Source organism: Kribbella sp. NBC_01505 (genome assembly GCF_045040285.1).
Taxonomy (GTDB): domain Bacteria; phylum Actinomycetota; class Actinomycetes; order Propionibacteriales; family Kribbellaceae; genus Kribbella.
Window position 1 is genome coordinate 5491339 of sequence record NZ_CP109425.1, and the last position, 18618, is coordinate 5509956.

At 67.8% G+C, this 18618-nt stretch carries 19 protein-coding genes; 9 read left to right on the forward strand and 10 right to left on the reverse strand.

Annotation, left to right across the window (positions count from 1 at the left end; genetic code table 11):
- Window positions 1–10: 10 nt before the first annotated feature.
- Window positions 11–778 (forward strand): DUF1206 domain-containing protein, encoded by a 768-nt coding sequence (locus tag OG474_RS25975; RefSeq protein ID WP_405056174.1) that lies wholly within the window; start codon window positions 11–13, stop codon window positions 776–778.
- Here the strand turns inward: OG474_RS25975 and OG474_RS25980 are convergent.
- The 4 genes from OG474_RS25980 to OG474_RS25995 all read right to left on the reverse strand — a co-directional run bounded on the left by OG474_RS25980 (window position 775) and on the right by OG474_RS25995 (window position 5359).
- Window positions 775–1491: a DUF899 family protein gene (locus tag OG474_RS25980; protein ID WP_405056175.1), complete on the reverse strand. Its 717-nt coding sequence runs from the start codon at window positions 1489–1491 to the stop codon at window positions 775–777. The two genes, OG474_RS25975 and OG474_RS25980, sit on opposite strands and share 4 nt — an antisense overlap.
- Window positions 1492–2280: 789 nt before the next feature.
- Entirely contained in the window at window positions 2281–3870 is a 1590-nt protein-coding gene (locus OG474_RS25985; RefSeq protein WP_405056176.1) for an ABC transporter permease, read from the reverse strand.
- Window positions 3867–4766: an ATP-binding cassette domain-containing protein gene (locus OG474_RS25990; protein WP_405056177.1), complete on the reverse strand. Its 900-nt coding sequence runs from the start codon at window positions 4764–4766 to the stop codon at window positions 3867–3869. The genes OG474_RS25985 and OG474_RS25990 overlap by 4 nt, the downstream gene beginning before the upstream one ends.
- The gene (locus tag OG474_RS25995; protein ID WP_405056178.1) at window positions 4766–5359 is read right to left on the reverse strand and encodes a TetR/AcrR family transcriptional regulator; all 594 of its coding nucleotides are present in this window, start codon (window positions 5357–5359) and stop codon (window positions 4766–4768) included. Before OG474_RS25995 ends, OG474_RS25990 begins: the two co-directional genes overlap by 1 nt.
- A gap of 163 nt (window positions 5360–5522) precedes the next feature.
- Between OG474_RS25995 and OG474_RS26000 the strand changes: the two genes are divergently transcribed.
- The 5 genes from OG474_RS26000 to OG474_RS26020 are packed head-to-tail and all read left to right on the forward strand — an operon-like array spanning window position 5523 to window position 11092.
- A complete protein-coding gene (locus OG474_RS26000; RefSeq protein ID WP_405064615.1) occupies window positions 5523–7316 on the forward strand; it encodes an ABC transporter substrate-binding protein in 1794 nt (597 codons plus the stop codon).
- Window positions 7313–8332, forward strand: a complete 1020-nt coding sequence (locus OG474_RS26005; protein ID WP_405056179.1) for an ABC transporter permease — start codon at window positions 7313–7315, stop codon at window positions 8330–8332. The genes OG474_RS26000 and OG474_RS26005 overlap by 4 nt, the downstream gene beginning before the upstream one ends.
- Entirely contained in the window at window positions 8329–9213 is an 885-nt protein-coding gene (locus tag OG474_RS26010; protein WP_405056180.1) for an ABC transporter permease, read from the forward strand. Before OG474_RS26005 ends, OG474_RS26010 begins: the two co-directional genes overlap by 4 nt.
- Window positions 9213–10163 (forward strand): ABC transporter ATP-binding protein, encoded by a 951-nt coding sequence (locus OG474_RS26015; RefSeq protein ID WP_405056181.1) that lies wholly within the window; start codon window positions 9213–9215, stop codon window positions 10161–10163. The genes OG474_RS26010 and OG474_RS26015 overlap by 1 nt, the downstream gene beginning before the upstream one ends.
- Window positions 10157–11092, forward strand: a complete 936-nt coding sequence (locus OG474_RS26020) for an ABC transporter ATP-binding protein (protein WP_405056182.1) — start codon at window positions 10157–10159, stop codon at window positions 11090–11092. Before OG474_RS26015 ends, OG474_RS26020 begins: the two co-directional genes overlap by 7 nt.
- A gap of 18 nt (window positions 11093–11110) precedes the next feature.
- Here OG474_RS26020 and OG474_RS26025 read toward each other — a convergent pair whose 3' ends face one another.
- The gene (locus OG474_RS26025) at window positions 11111–11362 is read right to left on the reverse strand and encodes an amphi-Trp domain-containing protein (RefSeq protein WP_405056183.1); all 252 of its coding nucleotides are present in this window, start codon (window positions 11360–11362) and stop codon (window positions 11111–11113) included.
- Between the two features lie 73 nt (window positions 11363–11435).
- On the opposite strand from OG474_RS26025, the gene OG474_RS26030 reads away from it, so the two are divergent.
- From OG474_RS26030 to OG474_RS26040, 3 genes are read left to right on the forward strand one after another with little or no spacing between them, the layout of a single operon-like run.
- Window positions 11436–11768, forward strand: a complete 333-nt coding sequence (locus tag OG474_RS26030; protein WP_405056184.1) for an ArsR/SmtB family transcription factor — start codon at window positions 11436–11438, stop codon at window positions 11766–11768.
- Window positions 11768–12568, forward strand: a complete 801-nt coding sequence (locus tag OG474_RS26035; protein ID WP_405056185.1) for a VOC family protein — start codon at window positions 11768–11770, stop codon at window positions 12566–12568. Before OG474_RS26030 ends, OG474_RS26035 begins: the two co-directional genes overlap by 1 nt.
- The gene (locus OG474_RS26040) at window positions 12569–13237 is read left to right on the forward strand and encodes an aminoglycoside phosphotransferase family protein (RefSeq protein WP_405056186.1); all 669 of its coding nucleotides are present in this window, start codon (window positions 12569–12571) and stop codon (window positions 13235–13237) included.
- A 262-nt stretch (window positions 13238–13499) separates the two neighbouring features.
- Here the strand turns inward: OG474_RS26040 and OG474_RS26045 are convergent, their stop codons facing one another.
- From OG474_RS26045 to OG474_RS26065, 5 genes are read right to left on the reverse strand one after another with little or no spacing between them, the layout of a single operon-like run.
- Window positions 13500–14792 (reverse strand): DUF58 domain-containing protein, encoded by a 1293-nt coding sequence (locus tag OG474_RS26045; protein ID WP_405056187.1) that lies wholly within the window; start codon window positions 14790–14792, stop codon window positions 13500–13502.
- A complete protein-coding gene (locus tag OG474_RS26050) occupies window positions 14792–15763 on the reverse strand; it encodes an AAA family ATPase (protein WP_405056188.1) in 972 nt (323 codons plus the stop codon). The genes OG474_RS26045 and OG474_RS26050 overlap by 1 nt, the downstream gene beginning before the upstream one ends.
- On the reverse strand, window positions 15760–16908 hold the full coding sequence (locus tag OG474_RS26055; protein WP_405056189.1) for a DUF4350 domain-containing protein: 1149 nt from the start codon (window positions 16906–16908) through the stop codon (window positions 15760–15762). The genes OG474_RS26050 and OG474_RS26055 overlap by 4 nt, the downstream gene beginning before the upstream one ends.
- A complete protein-coding gene (locus OG474_RS26060) occupies window positions 16908–17540 on the reverse strand; it encodes a DUF4129 domain-containing protein (protein ID WP_405056190.1) in 633 nt (210 codons plus the stop codon). Before OG474_RS26060 ends, OG474_RS26055 begins: the two co-directional genes overlap by 1 nt.
- Window positions 17537–18553, reverse strand: coding sequence for a hypothetical protein (locus tag OG474_RS26065; RefSeq protein ID WP_405056191.1), 1017 nt, complete (start codon window positions 18551–18553; stop codon window positions 17537–17539). Before OG474_RS26065 ends, OG474_RS26060 begins: the two co-directional genes overlap by 4 nt.
- Between the last annotated feature and the right edge of the window lie 65 nt (window positions 18554–18618).

Consider the following 18618-nt stretch of genomic DNA (forward strand, 5'->3'; position numbering starts at 1 on the left):
CTGGATCACAATGAGATCCGCCCAGGAAGTCAGACACAGCAAGTGGTACGGCGTCGCCGTCACGGTCGGCCTGATCGCGTACGGCGTCGTGCACCTGCTGATCGCATGGATCGCACTCCAGCTGGCGTGGGGCCAGTCGTCGCAGGAGGCATCCCAGCAAGGCGCGTTGCAGGAGCTGGCCGGTAAGCCATTCGGTGGCGTCCTGCTCTGGATCGTCGCGATCGGTCTGTTCGCACTGGTCCTCTGGAAAGTCATCGACCTCGCGTACGGCGACCTCGACACCAAGAAGCGGTTGTCGTCGGCAGGTCGTGCCGTCGTCTACCTGGTCCTCGGCGTCAGCGCGGTGAGGGTCGCGATCGGCTCCGGTAGTTCGAGCACCAACCAGCAGAAGACGCTGTCGGCGCGCGTGATGGAACACGGACTCGGTCGAGTGCTGATCGTCGTGCTGGGCCTGGCCGTGGTCGCGATCGGCATTCGCCAACTGCACAAGGCGTACACCAAGAAGTTCACCGAGGACCTGGTCGGCGGCGTCTCCGACACGACCATCCTGCTCGGTCGCATCGGCTACGCAGCCAAGGGTGTCGCGTTCGTGGTGGTCGGCGTGCTCTTCGGCTGGGCCGCGATCAGCTACGAACCGGACAAGGCCGGCGGTCTCGACGCCGCGTTGCACACGATCAAGGAACAACCCTTCGGGTCGATCCTGCTGACCGTGCTCGCACTCGGCATCGCGGCCTTCGGTGCCTACTGCTTCGTCTGGTCCCGGAACGCTCGGGTCTAGAGCTTGTCCGGTCGCCCGGCTTCGATGCGTGACCACTGGGCGATCGGACGGCCGTCGGCCTTCAGGATGTGTTCGGCCTTCGCCCACTCCTGCGGCCAGCCGGCCGGTGAGTCCTCGTGGCCCTCTTGGCGCCCGTACACGGTGAGGTCCATCAGGTGGTAGCCGTTGTCCATCACCTCGACACCACGCAACGTCGTCCAGTACGTCTCGAAGACGCGGTCGCCGTCGCGCAGGTAGCAGACCAGGTACATCTGCCCGAGGTTCCTGCCTTCCAGCAGTTTGTCGCGGGAGTCGATCGACGAGTACCACGGCATCGTCCAGCCCATGAAGTCCCGGTACCGGCGGCTCTCGTCGTACGGGCCCTGGCAGAACACGGCGTACGTGATGTCGCGCGAATGCAGGTAGGACAGCTCACCCACCGCCCCGTTGCACCACGTGCACCCCGGACACTGCTCGGCGGCCGGATGCCCGTCGTGCCACATGTAGTAGTACGCGATCAGCTGCTTCCGCCCCTCGAACGTCTCGAGCAGCGTCACCGGACCCTCGGCCCCGGTCACCGTGATCCCGGCATCCACCTCAACCATCGGCAACCGCCGGCGCGCAGCCGCGATCGCATCAGCCTCCCGACTGTGCGCCTTCTCCCGAACCCGCAACTCGTCCAACTCACCCTGAAACCCCGCCCGGTCACTCACCGGCGGCAACAAGTCACTCATCACGTCTCCTCTCACTCACAAGGAACGTCGAAGCCAGTACCCCATCCTTGACACCCCACCCCCGCCGGGCTTTGGTTGCGGTTCAAGAGCGCAGGCCACCAGCAGCTGCCCCGACCTCCCTGCGCGCTTTCGCTTGCCCGCGTTCGTTAGCCGGTGGATTTTCGTCGCCGGGGCCCCAAAATCCACCGGATAGCGGGGCACCCTGCGCCTGCACCTGCGCGGCCACCTGAAACGACGCCCCGCTGCCCTGGCTCCGCGGACCGCCACCACTGACCAACCTCCGCCGGGTCCACCTCGCCACGCTCAACCGCCGCCCGGAAACCCTCGCCGGAGTGAGTTGGTCAGTGGCACAGATCCGCCGCGAGACGGGGTGCAGGCGAAAGGACTCGGTCGGGGACGTGCGCTGTGGTTGCTCGCCGCGACCGGCCGATCTGAAAGACAGCATGGCGGGCCGCCGCGGTGGCTGGCGAGGCCGGTTCCCGCGTTCCCGTTGTCCACGGCTGACGGGTTGCGGTTGCGGTCCGAGAACACAGGCCGGTTCCCGCGGTGCCGTCGGTTGCAGGTTTCGGAGCGGATGCAGGGGGCTTGAACAGGAGCCGGTGGGCGTGAACAAGGTATTACCTGTCCACGGCCCCCACCGGGTGGGCGCACCCCCGGGTTGTGGCCGGCGCGACTGACGTCACCGTGCAGCACCACGCCGTACAGCCGTTCCGACTCGGTACCACCCATACCTGCGGCGGAGCAGCCCCATGAGGTCGCCGCGTGCCGTCGTACCGGGCGCGGCGGGGGTTAGGTGGTGGGGAGGTCTCGGTGGCGGAGGGTGGTTAGGCCGGTGGCTGCTAGGACGGCGGTGATCAGGAGGAGGACGACCACCGGAGCCAGAGGGGTGGGGCCGCCGGGGAGGTGGGGGAGATGGGTGAAGGGGGAGATGTCGGTGAGCCAGGGGGCGATTTTGACGCCGGCGCCGACGAGGCCGATGAGGAGGCAGATGGTGGGGCCGGCCCAGGCTGCTTGGGAGGCTCGGGGAATGAGGCCGAAGATGGTCAGGGTCAGGGCGGCGAGGAGCCAGACGGCTGGGAGTTGGATGAGGGCGGCGGCGATCAGGCGGGGGAGTTGGGTGCCGACGTCGTTGACTGCCATGCCGTAGGCGAGTCCGGCGGCTGCGCCGGAGGCGAAGAGGGCGATGGCTGGGCCGAGCAGGCTGAAGACCAGGTGGCTCGCGGCCCATTGCAGGCGGCTGGTTGCGGTTGCGAGGACTGGTTCGGCGCGACCGCTGATCTCCTCGGCACGCAAGCGCAGGGTCGCCTGGACCGCGTACGCCGACGCGATCAGTCCGGTGATGGTCATGACGCCGACCAGGAACGAGTCGATCAGCCCGGCTGCACCACCCATCCGCTGGAACATCTCCTGGATCTTCGGATCGTCGCGCATCATGTCGCCGACCCCCTCGGCCACGCCGCCGAACAGCAAGCCCAGCAAGAGAAACGCCGAGGTCCACGCGGTGAGCAGTCCGCGGTGCAGTCGCCAGGCCAGGCCCCACGGCGATCCGATCGTGCCTTCGGCGGGACCGAGCCGGGCGGGGAGCAGCCCGGAGCCGACATCACGCCGTACGGCGAGCCGGACCGCGATCAGGATCAGTACGACGGTTGCCGCGAGCACCAATCCACCGAGCCACCAGCGGTTGGCGCCGTACGGGTGGATGCGCTGGGCCCAGCCGACCGGGGACAGCCAGGTGAGCCAGGCCAACGGGCCGTCGGTGTGGGCGCTGGTGTCCCCGGCGGCACGCAGGACGAACGATGCCCCGAGGGCCGCGATCGCGATCCCGCGGGCGGTGCCGGCGCTCGCCGTCAGCTGGGCGGCAATCGCGCCGATCGCGGCGAACAGCCAGCCGGTACCCGCGAATTCGAGTCCGAGGGCGGCCGAGCCGGCCCAGGGCTGGTCCTGGCTGTGCATGCCCAGGGCAACCAGTACGCCGACCAGGAGGACCGCACCGCAGGTCGTGATCAGCGCGGCGGCGAGACCGGCGTGGCGGCCGACCACGCTGGAACCGAGCAGCTCGGAACGGCCGGTCTCCTCCTCGACCCGGGTGTGTCGGATCACCGTCAGGAGGGTGATCAGGCCGACCATCAAGGGCACGAACCCGAGCCGCCACGTGACGAACTCACCGAGGCTGCTCCCGGACAGTTCGCCGTACAGGGTGATGAATCCGGCGTTGTTCGCGTAGCTGCGGCGTGCTTCGGCGGTCGGGAACAGCTCGCCGTACGTGCTGACGAAACTCATCGGGATCACTGCCAGGGCAAGGATCCAGAGCGGCAACACGACGCGATCGCGGCGCAGGATCAACCGGATCAATCCACCGGTACCAGTCAGTGTCGTCATCGGGCCGCCTCCGGTTCGTACAGGCGCAGGAAGAGCTCCTCCAGCGTCGGCGGCTGGCTGACCAGGCTGTGCACACCGACATCGACGAGCTGACGCAGTACGGCGTTGATCTCCTCGGTGTCGACGTCGAATCGCACCAGCCCGTCCTCGACGCGCAGGTCGTGTACGCTGGTCAACGCGGCCAGACCGTTCGGAGGCCCGGCCAGCTCGGCGGTGATGGAGGTCCGGGTCAGATGCCGCAGGCCGGACAACGTTCCGCTCTCGACTGCGCGGCCGGCCCGGATGATCGTGACGCGTTCACACAGCGCCTCGACCTCGGACAGGATGTGGCTGGAGAGCAGCACGGTCTTTCCTTCGCCCGCGCTGATCTCCTGCACGACCTCGCGGAAGACCTCCTCCATCAGCGGGTCCAACCCCGAGGTGGGCTCGTCGAGGAGGAGGAGCTCGACATCCGAGGCGAACGCGGCGACCAGGGCGACCTTCTGCCGGTTGCCCTTCGAGTACGTGCGGGCCTTCTTCCGCGGGTCCAGATCGAAGCGCTCCAGCAGCTCGGCCTTGCGTTCCTTGTCGAGACCGCCGCGCATCCGGCCGAGCAAGTCGATCGCTTCGCCGCCGGACAGGTTCGGCCACAGCGTCACATCGCCGGGCACATAGGCGAGCCGTCGATGCAGCGCGGTCGCGTCCGACCACGGGTCGCCGCCGAGCAGGCGTGCGGTTCCGTCGGTACGGCGGGTCATGCCGAGCAGGATGCGGATCGTGGTGGTCTTGCCGGCGCCGTTCGGGCCGAGGAAGCCGTGCACCTCTCCGGTGCGGACGGTCAGGTCGAGGCCGTCCAGTGCGCGGGTGCGCCCGAAGGTCTTGACCAGGCCTTCGGTGTGGATCGCCGCAGCGGACATCAGTGGTTGCCCTTTCTCAGGTTGGCCGCTTGCTCGGGGGTGAGCAGAGGCTGGGAAAAAATGTCGACGAACGCCCGGTTCAGCCGGGAATAGCCGGAGGGGGAGGCGAGGTCCTCGCCGAGGGCGAGCTCGAGCTGCTCGCGGAGCACGTAGACGCCGAGCTTCATCGCCGTGATCACCGCGGACCAGGCCCGGAAGTCGTCGGTGACGACCCCGTGCGTCTTGGCCCATTGCTCGCCGTACTCGACCGTCTGCAGGAACATCGCGGAGGCGGTCGACGAGCCGTCCATCATCGAGCGGACCAGGTACGTCTGCAGCGGGAACGCGACCGGTTGGACCGTCGCGACGCTGACGTTCTCCAGGCCCTGCTCGTCGACGAGCTCGCGGCCGAGCTCGAACATCCGGCCGAGGGCGTACTCGTCGCAGGCGTCGCGGAGCGCCTCCTTCGACCCGAAGTGGTGCCGGACCAGGCCCGACGAGACCCCGGCCTCGGTGGCGATGTCGCGGATCGAGGCGCCCTCGATCCCGCGCTCGGTGAACAGCTTGATCGCCGCGTCCCGGATCCGGGCCCGCGCGGTCAGATCGTCCTTCATTCCGTCCTCCTTGGCTACACGATCGAGTAGAGCACTACACAAGTGTGTAGTCAAGCCGAAAGTTGATGACGTATGTGTGACAAAGGTTCGTACTTCATTGACCAGGACAGCGCTTGCTGGTGTGGTGTCTTCCCAAACACCACTGAGGGCAGAGGGCGTGGGGATGATCAGGAAATGTCTCGCGGTGCTCGCGGCGATCGCGTTGTTGAGCCTGCCGGGGACGGCGTATGCCGCCGACCCGCCGCGGAAGGTGGTCAAGATCGGAGTCACTCAGGCGGTCGACTCGATGAACCCGTTCCTGGCGGTCCGGCTGGTGTCGGGCTCGTTGCAGCGCCTGATGTACGCGTTCCTGACCGTGCCGGACTCCAAGACCCTGCAGCCCAGCCCGGACCTGGCCGAGTCCTGGACGACGTCGCCGGACGGGCTGACGTGGACCTTCAAGATCCGTACGGCGAAGTGGTCCGACGGTCGGCCGATCACCGCGGACGACGCGGCCTGGACGTTCAACAAGATGATGACCGACGACGCGGCCAAGGCCGGTAACGGGCCGGCGGTCGAGAACTTCGCCAGTGTCACCGCCAGCGGGCAGGACCTGACCATCAAGCTGAAGGCGCCGCAGGCGTCGATGCTCGACATCCCGGTCGCGATCGTGCCCAAGCACATCTGGGAGAAGGTCCCGGACATCGCGAAGTACGAGAACGACCAGGTCCCGATCGTCGGCAGCGGTCCGTACCGCGTGGTCGAGTACAAGAAGGACCAGTTCGTCCGGCTCGCGCCCAACCCGGACTACTGGCGGGGTGCGCCGAAGATCGACGAGCTGCAGATGATCTTCTACGACAACCCGGCCGCCTCGATCGTCGGGCTGAAGAAGGGCGACATCGACCTGATCGGCCGCCTCTCGCCGCCGGACTTCGAGTCGCTGAAGAGCGACAGCAACATCGTCCAGTGGAACGCCGAGGGCCGGCGCGCGACGTACCTGCAGATCAACCACGGCGCGACCACCAGCGACAACAAGCCGATCGGTGACGGGCACCCGGCGTTGAAGGACCCGCGGGTGCGGCAGGCGCTGCACTACGCGATCGACAAGCAGAAGCTCGTCGACGAGACCCAGAGCGGGCTCGCTCGGGTCGCCGACGGCTCGGTCGTGCCGCCGCTGTACAAGAGCTTCTTCTGGGAAGCCACGGGTGCGGAGAAGATCACGTACGACGCCTCCAAGGCCAACCAGATCCTCGACGACGCCGGCTACAAGAAGGGTGCCGACGGCATCCGGACGATGCCGGACGGTTCGCGGAAACTGCAGTTCCGGTTCAGCATCCACACCGATGCGCCGAGCGAGGAGAAGCTCGCGGAGTACCTGGCCGGCTGGTTCAAGGAGCTCGGGATCCAGCTGACCCCGCGCCGCCTCGACTCCAGCAAGTTCACCGAGGAGACCGGGGTGACGGCGCTGTTCGACATCGCGATCAGCGGCTGGTCGGTCAACCCGGATCCGGAAGAGGTGCTCGGCACCCACCTGTGCAGCCGGCGGCCGACCGCCTCCGGCCAGGGCGGCGGCACCGAGTCGTTCTACTGCGACCCGCAGTACGAGGATCTCTACAAGCAGCAGCAGAAGGAACTCGACCGGCCCAAGCGCGCCGAGCTGATCAAGAAGATGGAAGAGCGCCTGTACGTCGACGCGCCGGTGATCGCGCTCTACTACCCGAACGACCTCGAGGGCTACCGCAAGGACCGGATCGCCTCCATCACGCCGATCCCCGAGGACAAGGGCATCCTGTACGGCGGCAGCGGCTACTGGCCGTTCTACACCGTCGAGGCGGTGACGAAGAGCGGTTCGGCGGAATCCGGCAGCGGCTCCAACACCGGGCTCATCGCGGGCATCGCGGGAGCGGTCGTCGTACTGGCTCTTGGTGGGTTCGTGCTGGCGCGGCGGCGTCAAGGTGCTGCTGACGAGCGCGAATGACAGTTGTCGCAGAGGTTGAGGCTGCCCCGGCGCGTCATGGGTTGCTGCGGTACGCGGCGACCAAGATCGGCGGGGCACTGCTGAGCATCGCGATGGTGGTCGTGGCGACGTTCTTCCTGTTCCGGATGCTGCCGGGCGACCCGGTCCGAGCGCTGGCGCAGGGGCGGAACATGACGCCGGAGCAGCTTGATCTGGAGCGCGCCCGGCTGGGGCTGGACAAGTCGATTCCCGAGCAGTTCCTGCACTTCGTCGGGCAGACGCTGCGGTTCGACCTCGGGACGTCGTACGAGTACAAGCGGCCGGTGCTCGATCTGATCGGTGAGCGGATCGGGCCGACGCTGCTGCTCACCGGGACCGCGCTGGTGATGGCGGTCAGTCTCGGGATCTGGCAGGGTGCGCGGGCCGGGTGGAAGCCGGGTTCGCGGTTCGACCGGTTCTCCACCGCGGTGTCGTTGGTGTTGTGGTCGGTGCCGACGTTCTGGCTCGGGCTGTTGCTGCTGATGGTGTTTGCCGCAGGCATCGGTCCGATCCCGGGGTTGTTCCCGACGCGAGGGATCTCGAGCGTCGATGCGCCGGACGGGTTCGGCTACGTGCTCGATGTCGCCCAGCACATGGTGTTGCCGTGTCTGACGTTGGTTGCCGTGGTCTATGCCCAGTACCTGCTGGTGATGCGGTCGTCGGTGCTGGACGAGGTCGAGCAGGACTACATCACGACCGCCCGGGCCAAGGGGCTGAAGGACGACGACATCCGGCGGCGGCACGCCGTACCGAACGCGTTGCTGCCGACGGTCACGTTGGTATTCATGCGGATCGGGTTCGTGGTCGGGGGCGCGGTGACGGTCGAGGCGATCTTCAGCTGGCCGGGGCTCGGGCAGCTGTTCTATCAAGCGATCCGGGTGCCGGACTTCACGCTGATGCAGGGGACGTTCCTGCTGATCACGGTTTCGGTGATTCTGATGAACACCATGGCTGACGTGATTTATCACGTGCTCGATCCGCGGGTGAGGTCAGTATGAGTAGTGTTACTTGGGTACGGCGGCAGCGTTCGGTGGAACGTTTTTGGCGGGACTTCCGCGCGCACAAGGCCGGAATGATTGGTCTCGTCGTACTAGTGGTGGCGGTCATACTGGCCTTGATCGCGCCGCTGTTCATCGACGCGGGCGTCACCAATGTGGTGTCAGGTACTGGCGCGAAGATGGCGCCGCCGAGCGTGGACTACCCGCTCGGGACCGATGAGTCCGGGCGCTCGGTGCTGCTGATGATCTGGTGGGGTTCGCGGACCTCGTTACTGATCGGATTCCTCGCAGCCCTGCTGAGCATGGTGATCGGGACCGTGCTGGGGATTGCGGCCGGCCACTTCCGCGGCTGGGCCGGCGCGATCGTGCTGCGGGTGACCGACTGGTTCCTGGTGTTGCCGTCGCTGGTCACCGCGTTGGTGCTGGCTGCGATTCTCGGCGGCAGTACGGCGACCATCGTGATCGCGATCGGAGTGACGTCGTGGCCGTCGACGGCTCGGCTGATCCGGGCGCAGACGCTCGCGGTCGAGGCCCGCCCGTACATCGAACGCTCACTCGCCCTCGGCGCCGGCCACTGGCACATCACCACCCGCCACGTGCTGCCGAGCGTCGCACCGTTGCTGTTGGCAAGTACGACGCTGGAGGTGGCGAGCGCGATTGTTACCGAGTCCACGCTGGCGTTCCTCGGGGTGAGCGCGAACAAGACCTCGTGGGGCACGATGCTGCGCGGTTCGTACGACTGGGGTGCGGCGACCGCCGGCGCCTGGTGGTACATCCTCATCCCGGGCCTCTGCATCGTGATCGTGGTGATGGCTTTCACCTTGTGTGGAAGAGCTTTGGAGACTGTGCTCAATCCGCGACTCCGAACCCGGGCGGCGTGATGCTGGAACTCGATGGGTTGTCGGTGACCTACCGGTTGGCCGGCGGCGACGTACACGCCGTACGGGATGTGTCGTTGTCGGTGGCGGTAGGCGAGGCTGTCGGGCTGGCGGGGGAGTCAGGGTCCGGGAAGTCGACGATCGCGCTGTCCTTGCTGCGATTGTTGCCACGGACGGCCCAGCTGGAGGGGCGGATCCTGCTGGGCGGCGAGGATGTCGTGGCGATGAAGTGGGGCCGGCTGCGTGCGGTCCGGTGGTCGTCCGCGTCGATCGTCTTCCAGGGCGCACAGCACGGCCTCAACCCGGTACGGCGGATTGGCGAGCAGATCGCCGAGCCGTTGCTGGTGCATCGGCTGGCGTCGGCGGCCGAAGCTCGCTCGCGAGTGGCGGAGCTCCTGGAGCAGGTCGGATTGCCGGCCTGGCGGGCGCGGAGCTATCCGCATGAGCTGAGCGGTGGCCAACGGCAACGAGTGATGATTGCGATGGCTTTGGCGTGTTCGCCGCAGCTGATCATCGCGGACGAGCCGACGACCGCGCTGGACCTGATGGTGCAGGCGCAGGTGCTGACGCTGATCCGCCAGCTGATCGCATCGCATGGGATCTCACTGCTGATGATCTCGCACGACCTGTCCGTCCTGGCGGACGTCTGCGACCGGTTGGCTGTCATGTACGCCGGCCGTCTCGTGGAGACCGGTCCGTCCGACTCGGCTTTCCAGCACCCTTACAGCAAAGCCCTCTCCGCTGCCTTCCCAACTGTCGGCGATCCGGCCTCCCGGCTGGCGCCGCGCGGCCTGGCCGGCGACCCGCCTGATCCTTCGGATCTGCCCGGTGGATGTGCGTTTCATCCCCGCTGCCCAGTCGCGTTGGACTCGTGTTCGACCACTCCGGTCGAGCTCCACCCAGCCGGACCTGATCGTCACGCGGCCTGTGTGCTGGTGGAGGAAACATGCTAGAGGCAACGAACGTGGCGGTGGAGTTCGGTGGCGGTGCGCGCGCTGTCGACGGGGTGAACCTCTCGGTCGGCGCGGGCGAGATCGTCGCCCTGGTAGGGGAATCCGGCTGCGGCAAGACCACGCTCGCCCGGACTTTCCTCGGCCTCGAGCGGCCGCTGTCCGGCACTATTTCGTACGACGGCCGGCCGCTGAACTACTCCGGTCGGGCGTTACGCGCCTTCCGCCGTCAGGTCCAGCTCGTGCTGCAGGATCCGACGGGGTCGCTGAATCCACGCCATACCGTCTATGAAGCTGTTGCCGAGGGCCCGCGGATCCACAAGCTGCCTGATGAGGAGGCGGTCGTCACTTCGGCGCTCGCCCGCGCGGGGCTGCGGCCGCCGGAGCGGTTCTTCCAGCGCTACCCGCATGAGCTGTCCGGTGGCCAACGCCAGCGGGTGGTGATCGCCGGTGCACTCGCTTTGGACCCGAAGATCCTGATCGCCGACGAACCGGTCGCCTCCCTGGACGCCTCGATCCGCGGCGAGATTCTCGCGCTACTGCTCCGGCTGCGGGACGACCTGGGTCTCGGTGCGCTGGTCGTCACCCACGACCTGGGACTGGCCTGGAACATCGCCGACCGGGTCGCGGTCATGTACCTCGGCCGGATCGTCGAGTCCGGCCGCACCGAGGACGTGCTCACGAACCCGCAGCACCCCTACACGCAAGCCCTGCTGTCGGTCCTGCCCGAATCCCCCGAGCGCATCATCCTGACCGGTGAGCCGCCGGACCCGACACACATCCCCTCCGGCTGCCGCTTTCACCCGCGCTGCCAATTGGTGGCCGCTGGCAACGGTGTCGACGCCTGCCGCTCGGTCTCGTTGCCTGTTCTGCCGGCTGCTAGCGATGCGCAGGTCGCGTGCCACGTCGTACCGGTCAACTCGATCAGCTGACCGGTACGACGCCGTACCTCACACCTCGTCGTCGTCCTCGGGCTCCTCGTCGGCGTCGGCGAGGCTCCACTTCAGCTGGAACTCGACCTCTTCCTCGTCCTCGGAGCGCTCGTGCTCGACGCTGATCGCGGCGTTCTTCGGGACGGTGAAGCGCTCTCCGGCGATCTGGATCCGGAACGGCTTGCCCGCCTCCAGGGCATCGGCCAGCCGGCGGAGCTTGGCGGCGAACTCGGCGACCGTGTAGTCCTTCTCGACATCTCTCTCACTCATGGGGTCCATCCAACCGTGTCCGGGGTTCTTCGAGCGGTTGACAATAGTTAACAGATAGTAGAACTATTGCGGCATGGTGGAAGATCAGGTCGACCGGTTCTTCGAAGTGCTCGCCGATCCGACCCGGCGGCAGGTGGTCCAGCTGCTCGGCGAAGGTCCGCGGCGGGCCGGTCAGTTGGCCGTCGCGACCGGTTCGTCGTCGCCGGCGATGAGCCGGCATCTGCGGATCCTGCTCGAGGCCGGCCTGGTTGCCGACGAGCGCGTTCCTGACGATGCCCGGGTCCGGCTCTTCCGCCTCAACCCCGAGCCCGTGGTCGCCGTACAGGCCTGGCTGGACCAGGTCCAGGCGCATTGGCGCGACCAGCTGGGCGCCTTCAAACGTCATGTCGAGAAGAAGGAGTTGTGATGACCGCACCATCAGCGACAGCCACCGTCGAGGTCCCGGTCGACCCGGCGACCGCCTTCCAGATCTTCACCGAAGAGATCGATCTGTGGTGGGTTCGCGGCCCGATCAACTTCTTCGACGCTGCCCGCGCCACGGCCATGCAGATCGAGCCAGGTGTCGGCGGCCGCCTTCTCGAGGTGTACTCGCTGCCCGATGACGTTCTGGAGCTCGGCCGGATCACCGACTGGGAGCCAGGCTCGCTCTTCGCCTACCGCAGCTCCGTCGACGACACCGAAACCCGCATCACCTTCGCCGCCCTCGGTGACAGCACGCGGGTCACCGTCGTACAGGCTCTCGTGGCTGGTGGCGAGAAGGCCTTCTACTTCTGGACGAACGTCATCAACTGGGTCCCGCAGTGGATCGCCCGCCGCGCCACCGCGCCCAGCACGCCCCGCGAGCTCGACCGCCTCGCAGTCGCCCTGTACTACGAAGACCCGGCCGCTGCCGCTCGCTGGCTGCACACCTTCTTCGGCCTCGACTCCTGGACCAGCATCCCCGCCGAAGGCACCACTCCGGGCTGGGTCGAGCTGAACGTGGGCGACCGCAGCCTCCTGCTCTTCCGCCGTACCGACAGCCGCCCACCCCAGCACGACCACAGCACCTGGATCTACGTCGACGACCTGGACGCCCACTTCGCCCACAGCCAGCAGTCCGGCGCCAAGATCCTCAGCGAGATCCACCAGCACGGCTACCGCCGCTACGAGACCGAAGACCTCGAAGGCCACCACTGGACCTTCGCCCAGGCCCGCCCCACCCAGTAGATGCAGCCCGGCCGCATCACCCCAGGCGTCGTACGGATCGGTGACACCGTACGACGCCCCGCGTCCCCTGGGACCCCCGATCTGCTCCGCCTACTCGAAGCCCGCGGCTTCACCGGCGCACCCCGCTATCTGGGCCAGGACACCGAAGGTCGCGACATCCTCTCCTACCTAGAAGGGGAGGTGGGCCCCTTCCAGCGCTGGCAGGACGAGCAGCTCGCAGCCTTCGGCGTACTCCTCCGTGCCTTCCACGACGCCACCCGCATCACCCCCACCCGAGTCATCTGCCACCACGACCCAGGCCCCAACAACACCGTCTTCCGCGACAACCTCCCGGTCGCCCTGATCGACTTCGACACCGCCGAACCCGGCAGCCCCCTCGAAGACCTCGGCTACGCAGCCTGGACCTGGTGCATAGCCTCCAAACACAACGACCCGGCCCGCCAAGCCGCCCAAGTCCGAGTCCTGGCCGACGCCTACGCCGCAACCCCACCCCAACGCGAGGCCCTGGTCGACGCCATCCTCGAACGCCAATCCCGCAACACCCGCTTCTGGACCGAAACCTCCGCCCCAGTCACCCCCACCCAACGCGCCGACCGCATCGCCTGGTCCCGCCGCGAACACGACTTCACCACCACCCACCGCAACACCTTCACCGCGCACCTCCGCTGACCCGCGCGCTGAAGCCCGGCCAGCTGCCTACCGATGCGCCGCGATCCAGCCCACCACACAACGTCCGACGATCCGGAGACAGGCCCCTCCGGTCCTTCGGACGTTAGCGATCGCTGCTTCACAACGTCCGACGATCCGGAGACGGGCCCCTCCGGTCCTTCGGACGTTAGCCCAGAAGACTGCATGGGGGGGTGGCTCTGTCGGTGGTGTGGGGAATCCTCTACTGCTGTGTTGCTGTAAAGGGTTTCTTACGGCGGGAGGACTACAGGCGGCCGGCTTTTTTGAGGGCTAGGTAGGTGTCGGCCAGGGCGGGGGCTATTTGGTCTGGGTTTTCGTCTACTACGGTGACGCCGGCTCGGGTGAGGACTGCGGTGACGCGGTCTCGGTCGAGGCGGGTTCGGGCGGCGGAGGCGGCGTTGTAGACCTCGATGAGGTCGGTGCGGGTGGATTCGAGCTCTGTCAGGCGGGGGTCGGCTACTGAGGCCAGGACGATGGTGTGACGCTTCAGGAGCGGGCCGATGACGGGTAGGAGCGACTCCTCGATGACGGCGGGGTCCAGGCCGGTGAGGAGGACTACCAGGGAGCGTTGGCCTAGGCGCTCCAGGACCTGGGAGACGACGACTCGGAAGTCGGTCTGCACCAGCTCGGCGTCCACGTTGGCCAGGGCGTTCACGAAGGAGGGGAGGACGTCTTCAGGCGCAGGGCGTCGTACGTCGGCTCGTACGGCGGAATCGCAGGCCAGCAAGGAGACTCGGTCACCTGCGCGAGTGGCGAGTGCGGCGAGCAGCAGGGCCGCGTCCATCGCGTGGTCGAGGCGAGGCGCGTCACCCACGCGGCCGGCCGACATGCGGCCGGAGTCGATGACGATGGCTACCTGGCGATCGCGTTCGGGCCGCCATGTCCGCAGTACGACGGTGCCGCGGCGGGCGGTGGCTCGCCAGTCGATGCTGCGCACGTCATCACCAGGCACGTAGTCCCGCAGGGAGTCGAACTCGGTGCCCTGCCCACGCACCAGCAACGCAGTGCGCCCATCCAGCTCACGCAGGCGCGCCAACCGCGACGGCAGGTGCTTGCGGCTGTTGAACGGCGGTAGCGCGCGCACAGTCCACGCCACGTGATGGCCGCTCTGCCTACCGGCAAAACCGAGCGGACCGATCGACCGGACCGTCACTCGATCCGCATGGCGGTCTCCACGTCGTGTCGGCACCAGATGCGTCGTCAGCCGCCGCCGCTCACCAGATGGCAGGTCGAGCTTGTGCGGAGGATCCAGTACGCCGGCCGACGGCGGCCAGGCATCCCGCAGCAGCCCGCGGACCCGCCGACCCGGATTGGTCACCAGTAGCTGAACAGCAGCCGGCTCACCAAGCCGTACGGCGGTATCGCCCTCGCGACTGAGCTGCAGCCGCCGCGGCGACCCAGCCAGCAACAGGTCCACCAGGCACACCAGAAAGACCACAGCCATCACCACACCGACGCCAGACCAGCTCGGCATCACCAGGGCGACGAACACCACCCCGAGACCAGCCAGCAGCCCGGCCCTGCCTGTGAGAACCATCAGCGTGGCACGGGCACGGTCGCGAGGACGCTCTCCAGCACCGCGTCCGCGCTGACGCCTTCGAGCTCAGCCTCCGGCCGCACCTGCACTCGGTGCCGCAGGCAAGGACGCGCCATGGCCTTCACGTCATCCGGAATCACGTAGTCCCGACCAGACAGCCAGGCCCACGCCCGCGAGACGTGCAGCAGCGCAGTAGCGCCACGCGGCGACACACCGAGCTGCAACGACGGCGACTGCCGGGTCGCGCGGCACAGGTCGACGACATACGCCAGCACGTCCTCCCGCACAGCCACTCGCCGTACGGCGTTCTGTCCGGCCAGCAGGTCCTCAGGACCAGCCACCGGCTTCAGTCCGGCCGCCTCGAGGTCACGCGGGTCGAACCCCTGCGCATGCCGAGCCAGTACGGCGATCTCGGCGTCGCGCGGCGGCATGTCCAGCGTCACCTTCAGCAGGAACCGGTCCAACTGCGCCTCCGGCAGCGGATACGTTCCCTCATACTCGATCGGGTTCTGCGTCGCCGCGACCACGAACGGCACCGGCAGCTTCCGCGAGACACCGTCGACGGTGACCTGCCGCTCCTCCATCGCCTCCAGCAACGCGGCCTGCGTCTTCGGAGGCGTCCGGTTGATCTCGTCCGCCAGCATGATGTTGGTGAACACCGGGCCGGGCCGGAACTCGAACTCACTCGTCTTCGCGTCGTACACCAGCGACCCGGTCACGTCACCCGGCATCAGGTCCGGGGTGAACTGCACCCGCTTGGTGTCCAGCCGCATCGCCATCGACAGTGCCCGCACCATCAGCGTCTTCGCCGTACCAGGCACGCCTTCCAGCAGCACGTGGCCACGGCAGAGCAGCGCCAGCACCAGCGCGGTGACCGCCGTCTCCTGCCCGACGACCGCCTTGCCGATCTCGGTCCGCAGTGCGACCAGCGCCTGCCTGGCCTGGTCGGCGCTGACCTCAGTAGTGGTCACGGGTGTCGTACCTCCTGCATGAGTACGTCTAGTGCGTCGGACAAGTTCAACAGAGCGGCGTCGTCGAGCGGTGGCATGCCGTAGAGCGTTTCGTACAGCGTGTTCGGATCCCACCCGGTCCGGGCGGCCAGCGTGGCGACCACTGCGCCCGGCTCGGCCCGACGCGGGATGCCGTGCGCCTTGTGTAGTTGGGCGAGTGCCGACTCCCGCAGCGCCGCCGCAGCACGGTCACGAGCCCGCGACCGGCGATACAGCCGCGCACGTCCCTCAGTGGTCTCCGCGGCATGCACGATCACCGGCAACCGCTCCACCACGACAGGCCCGAGCCGGCGCCCCCGCCAGATCGCAACCACCAGTACGGCGAAGGCCAGCGCCCAACCGATGTAGCGGACATCCGGCGGGACCAGGGGCGGTCCGTCACCACCCTCGTCGTCCGCACCGCTGCTTTCCCACTGCGGCAGGTACCAGGTCAGGCTCTGGTGCGTGCCGATCAGGTTGAGCGCCAGTGCGGCGTTGCCGTCGTCCGCAAGCTCGCTGTTGGTGAAGGACCGCGACGTGCCGATCACATCGACAGTCCGGCCGCCGGTCTCGATCCTGATCACGGTGTGGTTGATTCCGTCGCCGTAGCAGGTCGTTGCACCCTGCGGCGCGGAGTACGACGTACCGCCGGCTGTCACGGTCCCGGCCTTCACTGCGGCCGGCAGGTCGCAGTCGGGCTCTCGGCTGTCCGAGACGAGCACCTGGCCGGTGCTCTTGACCCCCGGCGCCAGCACCTCCAGCTCACGGGGACTGGGGCGGATCAGGATCAGGTGACTCCAGCCGGCGTCCGCGATCCGCTGCCAGTCGGCGCGATCCAGCGAACCGTTCGGCCCGATCAGCAGCGCCTTGCCCGCACCGGACTGCGCAGCAGTGGAGAGGACCTCCGTCCCCTGCACATTCACGCCATGGTTCTTCAGCAGGTTAGACAACGCCCGGGCGCCGTCCCGCTCAGTCGAGTCCGGGCTGAACGGACCCGACGTACTCGCAGTGCTGAAGATCAGCACGACCAGCGACACCAGTACGACGATGCCCGTGATCAGCAGCGGCTTCCGCAGCGCACGCCAGCTCTCCGCAGCACCCCGCCCAACCGGCACACTCGTGCTCATCAAGCCACCTTGATGCGAGCGACTCGAGCGGCATCGTCGGCAGCCACGACCACGGCGTACCGGGTCGGGTTGCCCGGACGGTTGCCATAGACAACCTCGGTGAAGGCCAGTGCGGCCGGCTGTAGCACGTCGCGCAGTGTCGGCGCCGCGCGCCCAGCATCCGCGACCACCTCGTACGCCGTCCGCCCGGCGCGATCGTCCAGGACAGTCCGCTCGACCAGCTCGGCCACGCAGGCCCGGAACCGGCTGCGGACCGCAAGGGTGAAGTCGCCGGTCGCGGCCTCCTTCTCAGCCTGCGCCCGGTACTCCGCAGCGGTCCGCGGCCGCGAGGTGTCGAAGACGGACTGCTGCTGCTTGCCGCGCTTGCTGGTCCGGAGCACTCCGGCTCGCCACAGCACCACAACGATGATCAGGGCAATCAGTGCGGCCAGCATGGCCAGTCCGGCATGGCCGTTGGGGGAGGAGCCGGTGACGCCGCCCAGCAGATCGGAGATCCAGTCGACGAGCTTGCCGAGGGCTCGCTCGATCAGAGAGCCACCCGACTGCCGGTAGGCGGACTTCGACAGCTCCTCCGCGGCCTCGCGGGCGGCCTGGTCGCGCAGTACGTCGACCGGCGGTTCGGCGAAGATCACGCGGCACCTCCCGGGCGCAGGGACGGACGCATCCACAGGTCGAGGCCCTCACGCCGGATCCGCAGATCCAGGTAGACAAGAGCCTGCACGGCGGACATGAAGGCCAGACTGGCGATCAGAGTCAGCACCGTCGCGATACCGGCTGCCGCTCCGACCACGATGGCGATCACAGTGCCACCAGTGCTCTCGCTGGAGTCGGCCCAGGAGCCGACCGTGATCACCAGAGTCGTGACTCCGAACTGGAGGGCGTAGCTGACGATGTTGACCACCACGCTCGCGAAGATCAGGATGCCGAACACCCGCCAGAACTTGCCGCGCACCAGCTGCCAGGACCGCCGCAGTGCACCCCAGATGCCCACCCGGGCCGGGATGTACAGCCCGATGTCCGGCGCGTGCTTGCCTTCCATCAGCACCACTGTCCCGGCCAGCACCAACCGGATACCGAAGATCAGCACCAGCAGACCGCCGAGCAGCATCAGCACTACGGCGACCGCACCGGCCACAGCACCTGAGATCGCGGACTCCGCGCCCGCACCGATCCCGAACACGGCCAGCAGCCAGCCTCCGATCAGCACCAGGAAGGACAGCGACTGCAGCAGCCCCACAGCGGACAGCGCCGGCAGTGCAGGCCGGACCAGCCGGAGCAGCCCACGTGCACTGACCCGGTGACCCAGCTGGCTGCGCACCGCGGCCAGCGCGATGATGCCGGCCAGAGTGCTGGAGACGACAGCGAACAGAACCAGCTGAACGCCGTACGTGAGAAGTAAGGCCCCACCGGCCTGCTCGAACGGATCCTCCGCACCGAAGAACCCACTGATCCCACCCGGTACGGCGACCTCGGTCAGCGCGGCCTGGACGGCCAGCAGGGCGATCGCGGCGAGCACCGGGAGGCCCAGCATGATGGTCTTGTTGTCCGAGATGGTCCGGGCCGCGTTGTCGAGCAGGTCGGCCGGCAGCCACGGGCGCAGCGGCTCGGCCGCAGCGTCCTCGTGCAGCCTGATGTCGTCGCTCACGTCCGCCTCCCCTCGCCCTGTGCTGCCCTGTGGATGCACCCCGAGTTGTCGCGCGGTCGGGCTGT

Bases quoted from the DNA above. Each gene is read 5' to 3' on its own strand.
- OG474_RS25975 (WP_405056174.1), top strand. From the start codon at position 11: ATGAGATCCGCCCAGGAAGTCAGACACAGCAAGTGGTACGGCGTCGCC.
- OG474_RS25980 (WP_405056175.1), bottom strand. From the start codon at position 1,491: ATGAGTGACTTGTTGCCGCCGGTGAGTGACCGGGCGGGGTTTCAGGGT.
- OG474_RS25985 (WP_405056176.1), bottom strand. From the start codon at position 3,870: ATGACGACACTGACTGGTACCGGTGGATTGATCCGGTTGATCCTGCGC.
- OG474_RS25990 (WP_405056177.1), bottom strand. From the start codon at position 4,766: ATGTCCGCTGCGGCGATCCACACCGAAGGCCTGGTCAAGACCTTCGGG.
- OG474_RS25995 (WP_405056178.1), bottom strand. From the start codon at position 5,359: ATGAAGGACGATCTGACCGCGCGGGCCCGGATCCGGGACGCGGCGATC.
- OG474_RS26000 (WP_405064615.1), top strand. From the start codon at position 5,523: ATGATCAGGAAATGTCTCGCGGTGCTCGCGGCGATCGCGTTGTTGAGC.
- OG474_RS26005 (WP_405056179.1), top strand. From the start codon at position 7,313: ATGACAGTTGTCGCAGAGGTTGAGGCTGCCCCGGCGCGTCATGGGTTG.
- OG474_RS26010 (WP_405056180.1), top strand. From the start codon at position 8,329: ATGAGTAGTGTTACTTGGGTACGGCGGCAGCGTTCGGTGGAACGTTTT.
- OG474_RS26015 (WP_405056181.1), top strand. From the start codon at position 9,213: ATGCTGGAACTCGATGGGTTGTCGGTGACCTACCGGTTGGCCGGCGGC.
- OG474_RS26020 (WP_405056182.1), top strand. From the start codon at position 10,157: ATGCTAGAGGCAACGAACGTGGCGGTGGAGTTCGGTGGCGGTGCGCGC.
- OG474_RS26025 (WP_405056183.1), bottom strand. From the start codon at position 11,362: ATGAGTGAGAGAGATGTCGAGAAGGACTACACGGTCGCCGAGTTCGCC.
- OG474_RS26030 (WP_405056184.1), top strand. From the start codon at position 11,436: ATGGTGGAAGATCAGGTCGACCGGTTCTTCGAAGTGCTCGCCGATCCG.
- OG474_RS26035 (WP_405056185.1), top strand. From the start codon at position 11,768: ATGACCGCACCATCAGCGACAGCCACCGTCGAGGTCCCGGTCGACCCG.
- OG474_RS26040 (WP_405056186.1), top strand. From the start codon at position 12,569: ATGCAGCCCGGCCGCATCACCCCAGGCGTCGTACGGATCGGTGACACC.
- OG474_RS26045 (WP_405056187.1), bottom strand. From the start codon at position 14,792: ATGGTTCTCACAGGCAGGGCCGGGCTGCTGGCTGGTCTCGGGGTGGTG.
- OG474_RS26055 (WP_405056189.1), bottom strand. From the start codon at position 16,908: ATGAGCACGAGTGTGCCGGTTGGGCGGGGTGCTGCGGAGAGCTGGCGT.